The 17415-nt window shown below is 67.3% G+C and carries 17 protein-coding genes; 7 read left to right on the top strand and 10 right to left on the bottom strand.

Going from position 1 to position 17415, the window contains the following annotated elements:
- Positions 1 to 71 precede the first annotated feature (71 nt).
- From ACFWAY_RS19980 to ACFWAY_RS19995, 4 genes are all read right to left on the bottom strand, one after another.
- Positions 72 to 1055 carry a hypothetical protein gene (locus ACFWAY_RS19980; protein ID WP_378511799.1) on the bottom strand — a complete coding sequence of 328 codons (984 nt, stop codon included), beginning with the start codon at positions 1053 to 1055 and terminating at the stop codon, positions 72 to 74.
- 229 nt (positions 1056 to 1284) lie between these two features.
- Positions 1285 to 3120, bottom strand: coding sequence for an acyl-CoA dehydrogenase (locus ACFWAY_RS19985; RefSeq protein ID WP_378454544.1), 1836 nt, complete (start codon positions 3118 to 3120; stop codon positions 1285 to 1287).
- A gap of 82 nt (positions 3121 to 3202) precedes the next feature.
- On the bottom strand, positions 3203 to 3826 hold the full coding sequence (locus ACFWAY_RS19990; RefSeq protein ID WP_378511800.1) for a class I SAM-dependent methyltransferase: 624 nt from the start codon (positions 3824 to 3826) through the stop codon (positions 3203 to 3205).
- Positions 3827 to 3847: 21 nt separating this feature from the next.
- Entirely contained in the window at positions 3848 to 4963 is a 1116-nt protein-coding gene (locus ACFWAY_RS19995; protein ID WP_378511801.1) for a DUF4185 domain-containing protein, read from the bottom strand.
- 284 nt (positions 4964 to 5247) lie between these two features.
- Between ACFWAY_RS19995 and ACFWAY_RS20000 the strand changes: the two genes are divergently transcribed.
- Entirely contained in the window at positions 5248 to 6267 is a 1020-nt protein-coding gene (locus ACFWAY_RS20000; RefSeq protein WP_378454547.1) for a beta-ketoacyl-ACP synthase III, read from the top strand.
- A 34-nt stretch (positions 6268 to 6301) separates the two neighbouring features.
- Positions 6302 to 6925, top strand: a complete 624-nt coding sequence (locus ACFWAY_RS20005) for a DUF3060 domain-containing protein (protein ID WP_378511802.1) — start codon at positions 6302 to 6304, stop codon at positions 6923 to 6925.
- Here ACFWAY_RS20005 and ACFWAY_RS20010 read toward each other — a convergent pair whose 3' ends face one another.
- From ACFWAY_RS20010 to ACFWAY_RS20020, 3 genes are all read right to left on the bottom strand, one after another.
- Positions 6926 to 7687: an HNH endonuclease family protein gene (locus ACFWAY_RS20010; RefSeq protein ID WP_378454549.1), complete on the bottom strand. Its 762-nt coding sequence runs from the start codon at positions 7685 to 7687 to the stop codon at positions 6926 to 6928.
- Between the two features lie 74 nt (positions 7688 to 7761).
- Entirely contained in the window at positions 7762 to 8922 is a 1161-nt protein-coding gene (locus ACFWAY_RS20015; RefSeq protein ID WP_378511803.1) for an alkaline phosphatase family protein, read from the bottom strand.
- A gap of 73 nt (positions 8923 to 8995) precedes the next feature.
- Positions 8996 to 10354, bottom strand: coding sequence for a cytochrome P450 (locus ACFWAY_RS20020; protein WP_378511804.1), 1359 nt, complete (start codon positions 10352 to 10354; stop codon positions 8996 to 8998).
- Between the two features lie 87 nt (positions 10355 to 10441).
- On the opposite strand from ACFWAY_RS20020, the gene ACFWAY_RS20025 reads away from it, so the two are divergent.
- Positions 10442 to 11059 carry a TetR/AcrR family transcriptional regulator gene (locus ACFWAY_RS20025; protein ID WP_378454552.1) on the top strand — a complete coding sequence of 206 codons (618 nt, stop codon included), beginning with the start codon at positions 10442 to 10444 and terminating at the stop codon, positions 11057 to 11059.
- 49 nt (positions 11060 to 11108) lie between these two features.
- Positions 11109 to 12038 carry an alpha/beta fold hydrolase gene (locus ACFWAY_RS20030; RefSeq protein WP_378511805.1) on the top strand — a complete coding sequence of 310 codons (930 nt, stop codon included), beginning with the start codon at positions 11109 to 11111 and terminating at the stop codon, positions 12036 to 12038.
- Between the two features lie 33 nt (positions 12039 to 12071).
- On the opposite strand, the gene ACFWAY_RS20035 is transcribed toward ACFWAY_RS20030, so the two are convergent.
- A complete protein-coding gene (locus ACFWAY_RS20035; protein WP_378511806.1) occupies positions 12072 to 12845 on the bottom strand; it encodes a VOC family protein in 774 nt (257 codons plus the stop codon).
- Between the two features lie 103 nt (positions 12846 to 12948).
- Here ACFWAY_RS20035 and ACFWAY_RS20040 point away from each other — a divergent pair, with 103 nt between their 5' ends.
- On the top strand, positions 12949 to 14235 hold the full coding sequence (locus ACFWAY_RS20040) for a lactate 2-monooxygenase (RefSeq protein WP_378511807.1): 1287 nt from the start codon (positions 12949 to 12951) through the stop codon (positions 14233 to 14235).
- A 5-nt stretch (positions 14236 to 14240) separates the two neighbouring features.
- Here the strand turns inward: ACFWAY_RS20040 and ACFWAY_RS20045 are convergent, their stop codons facing one another.
- Together ACFWAY_RS20045 and ACFWAY_RS20050 are read right to left on the bottom strand one after the other, a co-directional pair.
- The gene (locus tag ACFWAY_RS20045) at positions 14241 to 14537 is read right to left on the bottom strand and encodes a response regulator transcription factor (protein WP_378511808.1); all 297 of its coding nucleotides are present in this window, start codon (positions 14535 to 14537) and stop codon (positions 14241 to 14243) included.
- 104 nt (positions 14538 to 14641) lie between these two features.
- Positions 14642 to 15724, bottom strand: coding sequence for a DUF1524 domain-containing protein (locus ACFWAY_RS20050; RefSeq protein ID WP_378511809.1), 1083 nt, complete (start codon positions 15722 to 15724; stop codon positions 14642 to 14644).
- 172 nt (positions 15725 to 15896) lie between these two features.
- On the opposite strand from ACFWAY_RS20050, the gene ACFWAY_RS20055 reads away from it, so the two are divergent.
- Positions 15897 to 16889 (top strand): alpha/beta hydrolase, encoded by a 993-nt coding sequence (locus ACFWAY_RS20055; protein ID WP_378511810.1) that lies wholly within the window; start codon positions 15897 to 15899, stop codon positions 16887 to 16889.
- Positions 16886 to 17347 (top strand): alternative ribosome rescue aminoacyl-tRNA hydrolase ArfB, encoded by a 462-nt coding sequence (gene arfB, locus ACFWAY_RS20060; RefSeq protein ID WP_378454559.1) that lies wholly within the window; start codon positions 16886 to 16888, stop codon positions 17345 to 17347. The genes ACFWAY_RS20055 and arfB overlap by 4 nt, the downstream gene beginning before the upstream one ends.
- Positions 17348 to 17415: the final 68 nt, after the last annotated feature.

The following is a 17415-nucleotide window of genomic DNA, read 5'->3' on the forward strand; positions in this document are numbered from 1 at the left end:
CGCACCACTTTTCGGTTCGTGCACCGCTTTTCGAGCCCGAAAAGGAGAGCGCGAACCGAGAGAGGGTGCGGCTACAGCGACCGCACCGTGAGCGGCTGAGCGGATGGGAGCGGCGCCTGCGTCACCCAGCCTCGTGGCGACGCGGCACGCGCGATCGCGCGGCGGACACGCTCCGCTACCTGCTTCGGCGACTCGAGGTCGTCCCAGGTCCACCGCACCACCTGGAATCCGAGGTCGCGCAGCGCGTCTTCGCGTTGCTTCTCGGCGAAGACCGCGTCGCCGGGCGATTGCCCGGGTTTCAACAGGCGTCCGTACTTGACGCGTCCGTCGAACTCCCCGAGGACGATGCCGTCGAAGTGGAAGTCGACGCGTCCGATTCGCCGCCCATCGGGCTCGAACACCTCACCCTGCTGGAACGGGGCGGGGAGCCCGGCATTCCACAACATCACCCGACTCCGTGATTCACCGACACTTTCGCTGTGCCCGCACACGAAGCGGACGACCCTCCGCGCCGCATCGACGCCGTGACGACGCGCAGCGCGGGTGAGTTCGGCGTCCAGTTCGTCGCGGCCGATGCCGAACCTGCGGACCGCCGCATCACCCACCACGACGGCCTGCTCGAACGGCAGAGTTCTCGCGAGGTCGATCACGGTCCGCGCCGGGAGCGTCAGCGAATGCCCGTCGACCACTGCCACGTGCTCTCCGATCGGGGCACAGTGCACCGTGATCCGCCGCTTGATCCGGCCACCTCCGCGTCGGTTTCTGGAGACGTGCACGCGGTCGAGGGGTGTCTTCCGCAGCGGCAGGCCATACACGACGGCTGCGGATTGGTGACTGAGCACCGCGTCGTCCGACACGGCGTGAACTGTCGAGTCGATCAGGAATCGATGACGTTCCTCCTCGCCGAGCGCCGTGTACATCGACGCGGAGAGGTACGCACCGCGGCCGATGCGTTGCCAGTCGCCGCGCGTGTACAGACGTCGGATCTCGTCGTCGCTGTAGCCGCGGTCCAACGCCTCCTGGCGCCGCAGCATCGCCTCCGGGTCATGTTCCATGGGAACGATTCTCGCCGGAGCCACCTGAAGAATCCGGTCCGAAGGACCCGTCTGTGGATGAACTGAGGCTTGTGGACAACTCCCGCACTCTTTCTCGGCTCGCGCACTGCGTGTGGGGGCCGAGAAGATGTGCGTCGACCGAGAAGAAGTGCCGGAGTCCACGTGGTCGGGGCACGAAGAAGCCCGGCGGCCGGGGAAGTACCCTAGCCGCCGGGCGGTGTGAAGCGGATCAGAACGCTGCTTCGTCGAGCTCCATGATGTCGTTGTCGATGTTGGCGACGATGCTGCGGGTGGCGGTCAGCTCCGGCAGGACGTTCTTCGCGAAGAAGGACGCGATGGCGACCTTGCCCTCGTAGAACGCCTTGTCCTTGTCGGAGGCACCCTCGTCGAGGGCCTTGATCGCGATCTCGGACTGGCGGAGGAGCTGCCAGCCGATGAGCAGGTCGCCGACGGACATCAGGAAGCGGACGGAACCGAGGCCGACCTTGTACAGCTCGGACGGCTGCTCCTGCGCACCCATGAGGTACCCGGTGAGGGTGGCGGCCATGGTTTGGACGTCCTCGAGGGCGGTGGCGAGCAGGGCGCGCTCGGCCTTGAGGCGTCCGTTGCCTGCCTCGCTGTCGATGAACTTCTTGACCTCGCCTGCGACGTGGGCGAGTGCCACACCGCGGTCGCGGGCGATCTTGCGGAAGAAGAAGTCCTGCGCCTGGATGGCGGTGGTGCCCTCGTACAGCGAGTCGATCTTGGCGTCGCGGATGTACTGCTCGATCGGGTAGTCCTGCAGGAAGCCGGAGCCACCGAAGGTCTGCAGGCTGTCCGTCAGGTACTGGTACGCCCGCTCGGAGCCGACGCCCTTGACGATGGGGAGCAGCAGGTCGTTGACGCGGAACGCGAGGTCCTTGTCGGCGCCGGACACCAGCTTGGCGGTGGCCTCGTCCTGGTGCGCCGCGGTGTACAGGTACACGGCGCGCAGGCCCTCCGCGTACGCCTTCTGCATGGCGAGGGCGCGACGGACGTCGGGGTGGTGCGTGATGGTGACGCGCGGTGCGGCCTTGTCCGTCATCTGCGTGAGGTCGGCGCCCTGGACGCGTTCCTTCGCGTAGTCGAGGGCGTTGAGGTAGCCGGTGGAGAGGGTGGCGATGGCCTTGGTGCCGACCATCATCCGGGCGTGCTCGATGACGTCGAACATCTGCGCGATGCCGTTGTGGACCTCGCCGACGAGCCAGCCCTGGGCGGGAATGCCGTGGCCGCCGAACGTGACCTCACACGTGGCGGAGACCTTCAGGCCCATCTTGTGCTCGACGTTGGTGACGAAGGCGCCGTTGCGCTCGCCCAATTCGTTGGTCTCGAAGTTGAAGTGCGTCTTCGGGACGAAGAACAGCGACAGTCCCTTGGTGCCGGGGCCTGCGCCCTCGGGGCGGGCCAGGACCAGGTGGAAGATGTTCTCGAACAGGTCGTCGGAGTCGGCGGACGTGATGAACCGCTTGACGCCCTCGATGTGCCAGGAGCCGTCGTCCTGCTTGATGGCCTTGGTGCGGCCTGCGCCGACGTCGGAACCGGCGTCGGGTTCGGTGAGGACCATGGTGGCACCCCAGCCGCGCTCGACGCAGGTGGCGGCCCACTTCTTCTGCTCTTCGGTGCCGTTGTGGAACAGCACGTCCGCGAACGCGGGTCCGGCCTGGTACATGTGCGCGGCCGGCTGGGCGCCGAGGATCAGCTCACCGATGGCCCACACGACGGACCGGGGGACGGGTACGCCGCCGATTTCTTCGGAGAGCCCCATGCGGTACCACTCGGCGTCCCACAGTGCGCGGAACGACTTCTTGAAGGATTCCGGCAGGGTGACGGTGTGGTTCTCGGGGTCGAAGACCGGAGGGTTGCGGTCGGCGTCGGCGAAGGACTCGCCCAGCGGTCCCTCGGCGAGGCGGGCAACTTCGCTGAGCATGTTGCGGACGGTGTCGGCGTCGAGATCGCCCCACACGCCTTCACTCAGCGGCTGCTCGAGACCGAGTACCTCGAAGAGGTTGAACTCCAGGTCGCGGACGTTGCTCTTGTAATGGCCCATGTCTTCTGTCTCTCCCAGTGAGATGGTGCGGTCTATCCGTTAGTACCGCCCAAGTTATTACTCGTCGGTAACATCAGCGATATTACGCCCGATTTACCTGACTGCCAAGACTCGGGCGGTGTGCGACGACGAGCGCGTCGATCGCCGTTCCGGCGTCCGTCTCGCGGAAGCGCCGTTCGGCGACGTCGACGACGAGTCGCCCGTCGAACGAATTCACCACATCGTCTGGCGTGTAAAGGAGTTCAAGGTCCTGGGGACCCCCGACTCCCTGCGACAAGTTAACGGCGTCATGCCCCAAAATCATGAGGATTCCGTCAGGTTTCAGCGCAGATATGGCGCGGTTCACAACCTGCAGACGCTCCTCGGGGGCGAGATGGAGGTAGATCATGAGCACGAGGTCGTACTCGCCGCCGAGGTCCGAATCGGTGACGTCGGCGACGCGGTAGTCGAGCCGTTCCCGGACCGAGCGGGGTGCCTCGGCGGCCACCCGGCGGGCCTTGTCGAGGGCCACGGCCGAGTAATCGAGCCCCGTCACTTCCCAGCCGCGGGTGGCGAGCCAGTGCGCGTTGCGGCCCTCCCCGCACGCGAGGTCGAGTGCGCGGCCGCGGGGGAGCGAAGTGACCCGCTCGACCACGACGGCGTTGGGTGGCGCGCCCCACACCAGTTCGCTCTGTGAATACCGTTCGTCCCAGGCAGCTGCATCCATGCCCCGACGCTAGTACGCGGGCTACGGAGTGAGTGTGGTCCGCATGAGGAGCACGTTGTAGTTGTTGTGCACCGTTGTGAGGAAGTAGAGGTCGCGTCCCGACGACCACGGGTGGATGTAGGCGCCGTACGCGGAGGGCAGCTCCCGGGTGTCGACGAGTACCTCCGGTGGGCCCCACGGTCCGGTGACCGACGGTGAGCGGCGCATGACCACCGAGTTGTACTGGTCTGTGGTCAGCATGATGTATTGACCGAGGTACTCGTTGTACGCGACGGACAATTCGCCGACCCCGCCAGGCATGATCGGCTTGGCGACGTCGGGGTTGCCCTTGATCCACTTGGCGCCGTCGAAGTACTCGTACGCGCCGAGGTCCATGATCTGGGGTTCCGGGACCCGCGCGATGTGGACGAGTCCGCCGCGGCCGGCGGGCGTGCCGTATTGGTAGACGAAGCCGTCGGCCTTGACGAAGGCGCTCATCTGGAAGTTGGCGTTGCCACCGACGTTCGGGCGCTGCGTCTCGGGCGCGACGGTCCAGTTCTCGCCGTTGTCCTGTGAGTAGACGAGGCCGGAATAGTTGGTGTCCCACGTTCCCGCCGGTCCCCAGTTCTTCACCGACATCATGCTCAGAACCTGGGTGTTGCCGACGGCGACGCCGGCCGTGGGGATTCGGCTGATCTCGACGAACGGAATCTTCGGACTCGGGACGAGCTCCTTGGACTGGCCGAAGATGTCGCGGGGTGAGCTGTCGAAGTTCATCCCGTCGGAGAGGATGCCGTCGGAGCTGCGGAACAGTGTGCTGCTGCGCCAGGCCCACAGGCTGCCCGACAGCAGGTTGGGCAGTCCGAGCCCGGCGGAGTCGCCGAACGCCGTGAGGACCTGGCCCTGGCCGTTGTCCCACATGACGCCGAGGTCGGTGCCGAGGACGTTGGCGTCCTGGGTTCGGTTCGGACTGAGCATGCCGGTCTGCTGCGCGACCGCCTGGGTGCGTCCGGTGAGGTGTGGAATCCCGTTGGTGCCGTTGAGTCCGGGGATCGGATTGATGGCGTTGGGATTCGCGGCGGCCGGGCCGGCGAATGCGATCAACGTCACGGCTGCGCCGGCGAGCGACGCTGCTGCAAGAGCTCTGGTTCGCTTCACGAAGGACACTCCATCTCTAGCAGCAGGCGGCACGCGTGGCCCGAAGAGACCACTCCCCCTACCGGTGATCAACTGCTGGAAATCGCGAGAAGTCTAACAAGTCTGTTCTTACGAAAGTGTCGGTTTGACCGCACTGTTCGTTTCATGGGCGCCCCCACGGCATCGATGTTACCGACGAGTAACAGGAACCGGTGCTACCCGCTGGGCGGCCGCCGACGTAACGTGTGCTGGCGGCAAGTCCACACTGCGCGTAACCACGCGGGACCTGATGAGGAGATCGATCGATGGGAAAGCAGATTGCCACCGTGGCTGGAGGTCGGCAGTCCGCCCTTCTCGGGCTCGGCGTGTACCGGCCCGAACGGGTCGTCACCAACGACGAGATCTGTGAACTGATCGACTCGAACGACGAGTGGATCCAGTCGCGCTCGGGAATCCGCAACCGGCGGTTCGCGGCGGAGGACGAGAATGTCGTCACGATGTCCATCGCGGCAGGGCGCAAGGCGATCGAAGCGAGCGGGATCGATCCCGAGCAGATCGGGTGTGTCATCGTCGCCACGTCGACGTACCTCCTGCTGACGCCGCCCGCCGCCGCGGTGGTGGCCGACGCGCTGGGCACCAACGGGCCCGGAGCGTTCGATCTCGGCGGTGGTTGTGCCGGCTTCTGCACCGCGCTGACGGTGGCGTCGGATCTGGTTCGCGGCGGATCCGTCGACTACGCCCTCGTGGTGGGTGTCGAGAAGATGAGCATCACCACCGACCCCACCGACCGCGCGACGCGGTTCATCTTCGGTGACGGCGCCGGCGCCGTGGTCGTGGGCAAGAGCGACGTCGCGGGCATCGGTCCGGTGGAGTGGGGTTCGGACGGCGCCCAGGCCGACGCCATCGTGCAGGACCTGGATTGGTACGAATACATCACGACGCCGGGTGCCACGCGTCCGTACATCAAGATGGCCGGTACCGCGGTGTTCCGGTGGGCCGCCTTCGAGATGGGCAAGGTGGCACTGCGGGCGATCGAGAAGGCCGGCATGTCCGTCGACGATCTCGACGCGTTCGTCCCGCACCAGGCCAACTCGCGGATCACCGAGGTGATCGCGCGCAGCATGAAACTCCCCGAGAATGTGCCCGTGTCCGACGACATCGCCGAGAGCGGCAACACGTCGGCGGCGTCCGTGCCGCTCGCGATGGAGGAAATGCTGCAGTCCGGCGCCACCAAGCCCGGCGACACCGCCCTGCTGCTCGCCTTCGGTGCCGGGCTGTCCTACGCGGCCCAGGTCGTGACGATGCCGGTACTCGCGAAGAACTGACCCGGTCCCGTCGGGGGCAGGAAAGCAGGGGTCGATGAGCGTCACCCGGCAGTCGGTCACCGTCGCCGTGCTGATGTCCTGCACCGTGGCCCTCGCGGGCTGCGGCGGCGGGAGCACCGGCGGCGGCAGCGCCTCGACGGTGTCCGGCTCTGCGGTGGAACTGAACTCGGGCGGTGACTGCGCCGGCCGCGACGTGATCGTGAGCAGGGACGGTGCCGGGGTCGTCCTCGACGGCGAGTGCGGCACCGTCACCATCGAGGCCAACGGCGTCTCGGCGAACGTCGCCATGTCGAACGCGGTCATCGTGCGCGGTCAGGACACCAACGTCGTCGGCGGGCAGACCGGAACGCTCACCATCTCGGGGCGCAGCAACAGTTCCACCATCGACGTCGCCGAGTCGATCGACGTGCAGGGCAACGCCGTGACCGTGCTCGGCAAGCAGGCGGAGCGGATCTCGGTCAGCGGAAGCGGGAACTCCGTGAACGTGGACGACTCCGGTGCGATGACGGTGAGTGGCAACGACAACTTCGTGCGCGCCGTGTCCCTCGACTCCCTCGAACTCACCGGGTCCAACAATTCCGTCGACTGGGATTCCGGTGCGACGGCCCCGGCGGTCGACACGGGATCGGAGAACCGGCTCACCCCACCCGGCGCGTGATCACCGGGCGCCGCAGCTGGTGAGCACTGTGGCCATCGCATCGCGCTCGGGCGGCGTCACCCAGAGTCGGTACGCCACTTTCACTTCCACCTGACGCGCCACGTAGGTGCAGCGGTACGCCGCCAGCGGGGGCAGCCACGTCGACGCGTCGGCATCGCTCTTGCGCTGATTGGTGGGTCCGTCCACCGCCTGCAGGTTGCGGGGATCGTTCGCAAGGTCCGCCCGCGTCTGCGCATCGAGGAGCTGAGCGCCCTTCTGCCACGCGTCCGACAGTGCCACCACGTGATCGATCTGCACGTCGTCCGACGTCTTCGTCCCGCGGGTGAACGCAATGATGGTGCCCGTGTAGAGGTCCCGTAACGTGCCCGTCTGCACTACGCAGTTGCGGGTGCGGTCCCGTGAGGTGATGTCGACTAGGTCGCGTCGCAGGATGTCGTTGCGGGTGTCGCAGCCGTTGCGTCCGAGTTCGACCGACACGTTGTCGGTCCAGCTGGCGCCGAACAGTTCCCGGTCGTATCCCGTCTTGGGTGCCCGGCCCTTCACCTCGAGGGTGGACAGCTCGGTGAACGCCGTCTGTATCTGTTGTGCGTCGGTGACTTCCGAGGGTGCAGCCGGTTCGGTTCCGGCGGCGAGGGTGTCGTCGGGGTCCGGGGAGAGCATCGCGACGAGTACGACGACGAGCAGCCCGGCGAAGATCCATGGCCACTTGGTGCGGATGGTCGTGATGATGGAGCCGGTGTTCGGTACCGCAGAGCGGGGCATGAATCTCTCCTGAAATCAACGCTGTTCGTCATTTCTATCAGGAGTTGCCCCGCGGGCCGGTGATCGGCCCGGGTTTACGTCGTGGTGCCCTGCAGCAGGGGAATCAGCAACTCGTCGTCGGTGAGGGCGCCGTGCTGCCCGGGGAGAGCGGACAGCCTCGACTCCGCCTTGCGCCGGACCACCGCGACGCCGCCCTGTGCGATGGCGACGACATCTCCGATGCGGCCCTGCACCTCGGATCGCACGGCCGGCCCGAACAGTCCCGCGGTGACGGCCTCGTCCCTCGTGCCGATCCACATGCGGTGTCCCAGTTCGCTCCTCCACCGGGCGGCGACGTCGTGCCCGGCTCCGGCTCGGGTGTGGACGTGCCTGCACCGCGGTTCGCCGGCGAGCGCCACCACATCGTCCGACAGGGCGGGAGTGGCGTCGAAGTCGATCTTGTCGGCGTCGTCGACGGTGACCATGCCGTGGTCGGCGGTGACGTAGAGAGTGGTGTCGGGTTGTGCCGCCGCGAGTCCGGCGGCGAGCCTCTCGACGAGCCGGTCGACGAGGGTGACCTGGTGCAGCCAGGATTCGGATCCCGGTCCGTAAATGTGCCCGAGCGTGTCGATTTCGCTGAGGTAGCAGTACGTGAGGGTCCGTTCGCCCGCCTGGGCCGCGGTGACGACGTGCGCGATCAGGTCACCGTACGCGTGTATTCCTGCGAACGTGCCGCCGCGGAGGACGGCGCGGGTGAGCCCGGACCCGTCGAATTTCGCGGGAACCACCGTCGTGCACGTGATACCGGCTGCCGCGGCGCGTTCGAACACGGTCGGTGCGGGCTGGACGACCTCGGGCACCAGCCGGGTCAGTTCGTCGCCCTTGTGGCCTGCCCGCCACGACAACCAGTTGAGCGTGCCGCGAACCTCACGAACGTATGACTGGTAGCCGGTGATGCCGTGATCGCCGGACGGCAACCCCGTGCCGAACGACGCGATACTGGTGGCGGTCGTGGTGGGGAAGCCCGCCCGGATCGGCCGTCCGGTCAGGCTGTCGAGAAACGGGGCGTGTTCGCGGTGGCGGCGCAGCAGCGTCCAGCCGAGTCCGTCTATCAAGAACACCACGGTGTGCCTGCTGTCCGGCAGGTGCAGCCGGTTGGGTTCGCCGGCAACGCCCAGTGAGGCGAGGACGGACGGCATCAGGGCAGACAGCGTGGGCTGCGAATACACGTCGAGCGGGGGCGCCGTAACGGTCATGACTTCCACTATGGTGGATCGGCCCGGCCTGCACTATGGGGTATCGGCTCGGACTGCACCATGCGGTATCGGCTCAGCCGACGCGGTGATACAGGTCCACGGGCTGGCCGTCGGACGGGAACGGCAGCGAGGTGTAGTTGAGCGGTGCGACGTAGCCGGGGCTCACCTGCCAGTCGAATCGCTGCAGCAGGTGGTGCATGACCGTCTTGATCTCGGCGCCCGCGAAGTGCATCCCCAGGCATTTGTGCACGCCGCCGCCGAACGGCTCCCACGCGAACCGGTGAACCTTGTCCTCACGGCGTTCGGGTGCGAACCGTTCGGGGTCGAACCTTTCCGGATCGGGCCAGTACTCGGGCATGTGATGGGTGAAGTGCACCACCACCGACATGTACGTGCCCCGGGGGATGTAGTGGCCGAGTACCTCGGTGTCCTCGACGGCGCGGCGAGCGACCACCGGGGCCGGCGGAACGAGGCGCAGGCATTCCTTCATGACGAGGTCGAGGTCGGTCAGTTCGTCGAGTTGACCGTAGGTCGGGGTGGACGTTCCCAGCGCCGCCGACTGCCGCCTGCACCGCTCCTGCCAGTCGGCGTGCTGACCGAGGTACTGCATCATCGTCGACAAAGTGATGGTGGACGTGTCGTGCGCGGCCATCAGCAGGAAGATCATGTGGTTGACGACGTCGTCGTCGCCGAACCGTTGCCCCTCTTCGGATTCGATGTGGCACAGCGCGGAGAACAGGTCGTCGCCGGCACCCCCTCGACGCGCGGGCAGGTAGCGGCGGAAGAACTCCTCGAGTCGTGTGCGCCCGTCGATGCCACGCTTCCATCGCGTTCCGGGCAGCGGATACCGCACCACCGACGTGGCGGCCTGCACACAGTCGATGAAGGCCTTGTTGATCTCGGCCATCTCCCGGGGCGTCGACCCCTCGGCGCCGCCCATGAAGATGCTCGTGGCGAGATCGAGTGTCAACTCCTTCAGCGCGGGATACGCGGCGAAGCCCGGGGTGGGCTGCCAGGCGTCGAGCCCCTTCTCGACGGCCGGATGGAGTGCCTCGGTATAGCGCGACAGCCGGTCGCGGGTGAAGGCCTGCTGCATGATTCGCCGGTGGGCGAGGTGTTCGTCGCCGTCGAGGAGCATCAGCCCGCGGTGGAAGAACGGCCCGATCAGCACGCTCCATCCGTCGCTGTTGACGAAGGCCCGGTCCTTGTTCTGCAGCACCGTCTGGCAGCCGTCCGGTCCGAGCACGGTGACCCACCGTTTGCCGGCCATGCTCAGCCACGACACGGGGCCGTAGCGATCCCAGCGACTCTGCAGCAGTCCCATCGGGTCGCGGAAGTAGTCCAGCGAGTGTCCGATGACGGGGAATCCGGCGTTGCCCGAGATGGGTTGCAGGGTGCTTTGCGGTGGGGGAGCAGCGAGAACTTTGGGCATCGGCCCTCCTCGTCGGCGTATGTGACAGGACCCTCTGTCAGATGTGTGTAGTGTGCGTCACACCAGTGGGTCTGTCAACATCGAGTCATGAGTCAGCCGGCGCGCCAGTACCGCGGTCGAAGTTCGGAGGAACGGGCCGCGGACCGCCGCGCGCGCCTGCTCGAGGCGGGACTGCAGGTGTTCGGCACCGTCGGCGGCGAGAAGGCGACCATGACCGCGATCTGCGCCGAGGCGAAACTGACGGAACGCTACTTCTACGAGAGCTTCCGCAGCCGGGACGACCTGCTGGTACAGGTGATCGAGGGCATCGCCGCGGAGATCGGGGAGGCCGCGCGGGTCACCCTCCAGACCGTGACCGGCGACCCCGAGGTGCGGGCGCGGGCGGCGATCGCGACGTTCGTCGACATCCTGACGGCGGACCCGCGGAAAGGGCGGGTGTCGATCATCGAATCGGCGGGCGCCGAACCGCTGCGGACGCGACGGCGCGAGTTGTTGCGGGCGTTCGCCTCGCTGGTCGCGGAGGAATCGAAGGAACTCTACGGCGACCGGGCGTGGTCGTCGCCGCAGGACGAGATCACCGCGCTGCTGTTCGTGGGTGGGCTCGCGGAACTCATCACGGCGTGGCTGAACGGCGAGATCGAGGTGTCTCCCGAGCAGATCGTCGATGCCGCGACCTACCAGTTCACGTCCACCGCACACCGCTGAGCGGGTCCCGGTCGGAAACGTGACGGGTATCACGTGCGAAGCTGTGGGCATGGTGGACATCGCACGCCCGCAGTTGGAGGGCACGGTCGCGGTAGGCGAGGGGCGTCGGCTCGGCTTCGCGGAGTTCGGTTCGGCACAGGGCAGGGCGGTGTTCTGGCTGCACGGCACACCCGGAGCGCGTCGTCAGGTGCCGATGGAGGCGCGCGCGTTCGCCGAACGCGAGCACGTCCGGCTGATCGGGATCGACCGGCCGGGGGTCGGATCGTCGACGCCGCACCGCTACGGCGCCGTGATCGACTTCGCCGAAGACCTGCGCACGGTCGCCGACACGCTGGGCATCGACCAGATGGCCGTGGTCGGCCTGTCCGGCGGCGGCCCCTATACGCTGGCCGCGGCGTACGCGATGCCCGACCGCGTGGTCGCGACCGGCATCCTCGGGGGAGTCGCGCCGACGAAGGGTCCCGACGCGATCCGCAGCGGGTTGATGGATCTCGCCGTCCTGGCGGCACCGGTGCTGTCGGCGGGAGGTGTCCCCGTCGGGTTGGCGGCGAGTTCCGTGATCAGGCTGGCGAGGCCGTTCGCGTCGCCGATCATCGACCTGTACGGGCGGCTGTCTCCGGAGGGCGACCGCCGTCTGCTCGCGCGGCCGGAGTTCAAGGCGATGTTCCTCGACGATCTGCTGAACGGCGGCCGCAAGCAGCTCAGTGCACCGTTCGCCGACCTCGTCCTGTTCGCGCGGGACTGGGGATTCCGGGTGAACGCGGTGAAGACCCCGGTGCGGTGGTGGCACGGCGACTGCGACCACATCATTCCGCTCCGGCACGGGCAGCATATGGTGTCGCTTCTTCCCGACGCCGAATTCCACACGATGCACGGGGAAAGCCATCTCGGGGGCCTGGGCATGTCGGAGGAGATTCTCCGCTCGCTCCTCGACATCTGGGACGCCAAGGAGGCGCAGGCACCGTTCGGCCCGGCGTGACGGTGGCGCGGTGTGCGCGCCACCGTCACCGGGTCAGGACTGCAGGGTCGTGATCTGGAAGGTGGCGCCGAGGGGGTCGGCGACGGATGCGAGCCGCCCGAATGGTGTGTCCTCGGGTTCGCGCCGGACGCTGCCGCCCAGTTCGGTGACCTTCGCGACGGCTACATCCGTGTCTTCGACGCCGATGTAGAACTGCCAGAACGAGGGGACGCCTTCGGGGAGGAACGAGTCGGCGTCCATGACTCCGGCCACGGTGCGGTCGCCGAGGTTTGCCTGTGAGTACCGGAATTCGTCTGTGTCGCCGAGAGTCTGATAGGTCCAGCCGAACACGTCCGCGTAGAAGGGGAGCGCCGCCGCGTAGTTTCGCGACAGCGTTTCGTGCCAGACGGGCGCGCCGGGTTCGTCCACGAGACCGAAGCCGTCGTGCCCATCGGCCTGCCACACGCCGATGACGGCGCCGGCCGGATCGCCGAGGATGGCCATCGTGCCCTGGTCGCCCACGACCATCGCTGGCATCATCACCTGGCCGCCCGCCTCGGCGGCCTTCGCCGCGGTGGCCTCCGCGTCCTCGGACGCGATGTACGTGGTCCACACATTGCCGTACGGGTTGCCCTGCTGTTGGGGGCCAAGGCCCGCAATGGGTTTGCCGTTCATGCTGAAGATGGAGTAGCCGCCGTACTGCGGATCCTCGTTGGTGTCGGACCTCCACCCGAACAGTCCGGTGTAGAACGGAATGACCTGTCGTGGGTCGGAACTGGTGAGATCGATCCAGCAGGGAGCGCCGGTGAGGGACGGACGGTCGGGCATCTCGGTCTCCTAGGATGTCGGGGGTCGGTGTGGTGCCGGTCACAAACCTACGCGTCCCGGCGACCTGCCGTCGGTTCGTGCCGGCCTGTGGAAGACTCGGCGCATGTCTGCGAGCGAGAACCAGGACAGCCCGGGCCGGGCCCGCCAGAATCTGATCTACCGCGACGGCGTCCTCGGTCGCACACCCTCCGTTCCCACCGACTTCGACACGCTGGAGCGACGCGCGAAGAGGAAGATGAGCGCAAAGGGGTGGGCGTACGTCCACGGCGGCGCGGGGCTGGGTCGCACGATGCAGGCCAACCGCGATGCGTTCGACAAGTGGCAGATCGTTCCCCGGGTGTTGCGTGACGTCTCGAAGCGCGACATCGGGGTCGAGTTGTTCGGGCGCAGGATTCCGGCCCCGGTGCTGCTCGCCCCGGTGGGCGCGGCCGAACTGGCCAGTCCCGAGGCGGATGTGGCGATCGCCGCCGCGGCCGCCGAACTGGGTGTGCCGTACATCTTCTCCAATCAGGGCTGCGCACCGATGGAGGAGAGTGCGGCGGCGATGGGCGACGCCCCCCGGTGGTTCCAGCTGTACTGGAGCACGGACGACGATCTCGTCGACAGCCTGCTCCAGCGCGCCGAGAACATTCGTGCGGACGCCGTCGTCGTCACCCTCGACACGACCATGCTCGGCTGGCGCCCGGAAGACCTCAACCTCGGCTCGCTGCCGTTCGCGCAGGGGCAGGGGATCGCGCAGTACACGTCCGATCCGGTGTTCCGCCGGATCGTGCACGAACGGATCAAGGCCGCCGCAGGCAAGGCGGACGTCGAGGTGACACTCGGCGCGATCCGGTCGCTGGTGTCGATGACCCGGCGCTTCCCGGGCCGCTTCCTCGACAACCTGCGGTCGCCGGAACCGCGGGCCGCCGTGGAGACGTTCCTCGACATCTACTCCCGGCCGTCACTGAGCTGGGCCGATATCGAGACCCTCCGCAGCAGGACGTCGCTGCCGATCCTCCTCAAGGGCGTGCTGCACCCGGACGACGCCAGGCGCGCGCTCGACGCCGGGGTGGACGGCATCGTGGTGTCGAATCACGGTGGGCGGCAGGTGGACGGCAGCGTGTCGTCGCTGGACGCGCTCGTGGACATCGCGCCCGTCGTCGACGGCAGGCTGACGCTGCTCCTCGACAGCGGAATCCGCACGGGAGCAGACGTCTTCAAGGCCCTCGCCCTCGGTGCGGACGCGGTGACGCTCGGCAGGCCCCACCTGTACGGACTGGCCCTCGCAGGTCAGGCCGGTGCGCGGGACGCCACCGCCAACGTGATCGCCGAATTCGACCTCACGATGGGTCTCAGTGGCCTGACGTCGGTGGCCGAGATCGACCGGGACGCACTGCGCAGGGCGTAGACCCGTCAGAGTTCGGCAATCGTGATGATCCCGTCCTGAAGGGCCCGCACCAGCAGCGTCGTCTTGGTGGACGCATCACGTCCGACCAGCGCGTACTTCTCGCGGATGCGGGTCAGGTGTGTGTTGACCGTTCCGAGGGCGATGTGGAGGTCGGCGGCGACGGCGAGCTTGGAGTCGCCGCGCAACCAGTGGCGGAGAACCTCGATTTCGCGCGCCGACAACGCCGGCTTCGAATACGCGCGGGCGACTGCCGGTTCGTCCGTATGTGGGGGGTGCCCGAGTGCGTCGGGTGCAGTGGTCATGCCGATCTCATCTTTCTGACATGTACAGAGCTACAGGTACCCGACGTCCCTGCAGGCAGTTCAGGTTAACTGGTGGCGGCGGCGCGTGTCGCGCCAGGCCCGGATCAGCTCTCACAGCCGACGCCGTCGCCGTCGCGATCGAGGTGGGTGCCGTAGCCCGGCTCGCCGATGTGGACCGGCGCGGCACCGGCCGTCTTGGCCGCCGAACAGTTCTTGTAGTAGACGTCGCTCGGCGGTGCCGTGTCGACGAACGGGACCGGTGCGGGCGCGGGTGCCGGAGCGGGAACGGGTGCGGGTGCTGGGACCGCTTCCGGGACCGTGGCGGTGCTCGGAGCGGGAGCGACGGCAGGCGTCGCGGCTCCGCAGTCCTGGAGAACCCGGGCGATCGCATCGTGCTCGGCCTGGGTCACCCACAGCCCGTACGCGGCCTTGACCTCCACCTGATCGGCCACGTAGGTGCACCGGTAGCTCTTGTTCGGGGGCAGCCAGGTTGCGGCGTCTCCGTCCGACTTCTGCTGGTTGGTGGGGCCGTCGACGGCTTTCAGGTTCCGCGGATCGTTCGCGAAGTTCGCCCTGGTCGCGGTGTCGAGCTGCTGCGCCCCCTTCTGCCAGGCGTCGGAGAGCGCGACGACGTGATCGATCTGCACGGCATTCGACGTGCCCTCACCGCGGAGGAAGGAGATGGTGTTGCCGGTGTACGGGTCGAGCAGCGTTCCGGTCTGTACCGCGCAGTCGCGGGTGCCCGCCTTGAACACGACCTGTTCGAGGTCGCGCCCGAGGATGTCGTTCCGCGTGTCGCATCCGTTGTGGCCGCCCTCGACCGTGACGTCGTCGGTCCACGCCTGGCCGAAGAGATCCCGGTCGTAGCCGGTTTTCGGTGCGCGTCCCTTGATCTCGAGGCCGGCGAGTTGCTGCAGCGCGGCGGTCGCGTCGGCGGCGGGTTCGACCGGCGAGAGAGCGAGCGCAGACGAAACCGGTACCGGTGTCGACGAACTCGACGCGACACGCACGGTCGTCGAATCGGCGACCGTTGGTGTCACGGACGCGGATACCGCTGTGGCCTGGGCCGATTGGTCGTCTTGTCCGGGGCTGAGGAACGAGACCGCGGCCACGACTACGACGATCCCGCCCGTGATCCAGGGCCACTTCTTGCGTGTGGCAGGTGATGAGGGCGGGGGAAACGTCATGCCGGTCCTTCAATGAACGTGGGGGGTCGAATGTTCATCGCGCGGAAAGGCTCTTCCGTTACTCGGTATCGCGGGAACTGTTAGCATGCCCGGGACCGGAATTCGTGCGGGTGGAGGGCGGTACACGGTCGTGACACGACAAATCTTTCGGGGGAAATTGCGAACAGCGGCCGTGACGGCCGTGACCGTGGTCTCTCTCTGCCTCGGTGGCACCGTCGCCGCGGCCGCCGATCCGATCGTCGACACCGGTCAGGCGCTCGGTTCCGCGGTGGCGCCGAACGGGTCGACGCTCGATCACGTCACCGTGATCGATCCGAGACACCTGACGTTGCACGTCTTCTCGGCGTCGATGCAGCGGGTTGTTCCGGTGTACGTGCAGCGCCCCGCCGACACGAGCGCGCCGAGGCCGACGCTGTACTTCCTCGACGGTCAGGTCCGTCGGGAGAAGACCGATGTCGAAGAGTTCCTGGCCGACCAGAACGTGAACGTCGTCAGCCCGTCCGGCGGCGAGAACGCGTATTGGACGGACTGGAAGAGCCCCGACCCGGTGATGGGGGTGAACAAGTGGAAGACCTTTATGACTCAGGAACTTCCGCCGGTCGTCGACGCGGCCCTCGGCACCAACGGAGTCAACGCGCTCGCCGGCATGTCACGGGTGGGTACTGCCGCTCTGCAGTTGGCGATCGCCGCCCCCGGCCTGTTTCGCGGCGTGGCTGCCTACAGCGGTTGCGCTCTGACCAGTGATCCGCTCGGTCAGCTCCTCATCAAGATCACCATGGAAAACTACGGCTACGGCAACCCGGCCAACATGTACGGCAAGGCGGACGATCCGGCGTGGGCGGCGAACGATCCCTATGTTCACGCCGCCGAACTGCGCGGAACGGAACTGTTCCTCTCCAACGGCAACGGTCTGCCGGGGCGACACGAGACCCTGGACGGACCTGGGATCGACGGGAACGTCGCTACGCTCGCGCGTCAGATCTACGCGGGTGGTCCCATCGAAGCGGTGACCAACTACTGTACCCATCGATTCACGGACCGCCTGGGGGAACTGGGAATACCTGCAACCGCGAGTTTCCGTAACTCGGGCACACACTCGTGGGGATACTGGCAGGACGACCTGCACGATTCCTGGCCGGTGCTGGCTCGGGCGCTGGGAGTGTGAGCGAAGTTCCTCCGGTGTTTCCCGGTGGCGAGGTCACCGACGACCTCGAGATCACGCGGTCGCTCGTCGTTCCGGCCGCCGAGTTGCAGTGGCGGTTCTCCCGCGCAGGCGGTCCCGGCGGTCAGGGAGTCAACACCACGGACTCGCGGGTGGAGTTGCGGGTGAACCTGTGGACGTTGTCGACTCTGTCGCCCGCGCAACTCGAACGCATGCAGGTTCGGCTGGGACACAGGCTCGTTGACGGGGTGGTCACCGTGACGGCGTCCGAAACCCGTTCGCAGCTGCGCAATCGGCGCGCGGCCCGGGCTCGGATGGCGGCGCTGCTGCGCGCCGCTGTCCTGGCGGAAGCCCGCACCCGGCGCCCGACCAAGGCAACCAAGGGCTCGCACCGACGAAGACTCGACGCCAAGAAGCAACGCGGCCAGACCAAGAACCTGCGGAGGAAGCCGGACATGTAGGGGGTTTCACGCGCCGGGAAATGGGGAACCTCCCGGATGTGGTGACCCCTCGTGTGCCGGAAGATGAG

It is taken from the genome of Rhodococcus sp. NPDC059968, assembly GCF_042738615.1.
Classification (GTDB): Bacteria; Actinomycetota; Actinomycetes; order Mycobacteriales; family Mycobacteriaceae; genus Rhodococcus_F.

Bases quoted from the DNA above. Each gene is read 5' to 3' on its own strand.
- ACFWAY_RS19980 (WP_378511799.1), bottom strand. From the start codon at position 1,055: ATGGAACATGACCCGGAGGCGATGCTGCGGCGCCAGGAGGCGTTGGAC.
- ACFWAY_RS19985 (WP_378454544.1), bottom strand. From the start codon at position 3,120: ATGGGCCATTACAAGAGCAACGTCCGCGACCTGGAGTTCAACCTCTTC.
- ACFWAY_RS19990 (WP_378511800.1), bottom strand. From the start codon at position 3,826: ATGGATGCAGCTGCCTGGGACGAACGGTATTCACAGAGCGAACTGGTG.
- ACFWAY_RS20000 (WP_378454547.1), top strand. From the start codon at position 5,248: ATGGGAAAGCAGATTGCCACCGTGGCTGGAGGTCGGCAGTCCGCCCTT.
- ACFWAY_RS20005 (WP_378511802.1), top strand. From the start codon at position 6,302: ATGAGCGTCACCCGGCAGTCGGTCACCGTCGCCGTGCTGATGTCCTGC.
- ACFWAY_RS20010 (WP_378454549.1), bottom strand. From the start codon at position 7,687: ATGCCCCGCTCTGCGGTACCGAACACCGGCTCCATCATCACGACCATC.
- ACFWAY_RS20015 (WP_378511803.1), bottom strand. From the start codon at position 8,922: ATGACCGTTACGGCGCCCCCGCTCGACGTGTATTCGCAGCCCACGCTG.
- ACFWAY_RS20020 (WP_378511804.1), bottom strand. From the start codon at position 10,354: ATGCCCAAAGTTCTCGCTGCTCCCCCACCGCAAAGCACCCTGCAACCC.
- ACFWAY_RS20025 (WP_378454552.1), top strand. From the start codon at position 10,442: ATGAGTCAGCCGGCGCGCCAGTACCGCGGTCGAAGTTCGGAGGAACGG.
- ACFWAY_RS20030 (WP_378511805.1), top strand. From the start codon at position 11,109: ATGGTGGACATCGCACGCCCGCAGTTGGAGGGCACGGTCGCGGTAGGC.
- ACFWAY_RS20035 (WP_378511806.1), bottom strand. From the start codon at position 12,845: ATGCCCGACCGTCCGTCCCTCACCGGCGCTCCCTGCTGGATCGATCTC.
- ACFWAY_RS20040 (WP_378511807.1), top strand. From the start codon at position 12,949: ATGTCTGCGAGCGAGAACCAGGACAGCCCGGGCCGGGCCCGCCAGAAT.
- ACFWAY_RS20045 (WP_378511808.1), bottom strand. From the start codon at position 14,537: ATGACCACTGCACCCGACGCACTCGGGCACCCCCCACATACGGACGAA.
- ACFWAY_RS20050 (WP_378511809.1), bottom strand. From the start codon at position 15,724: ATGACGTTTCCCCCGCCCTCATCACCTGCCACACGCAAGAAGTGGCCC.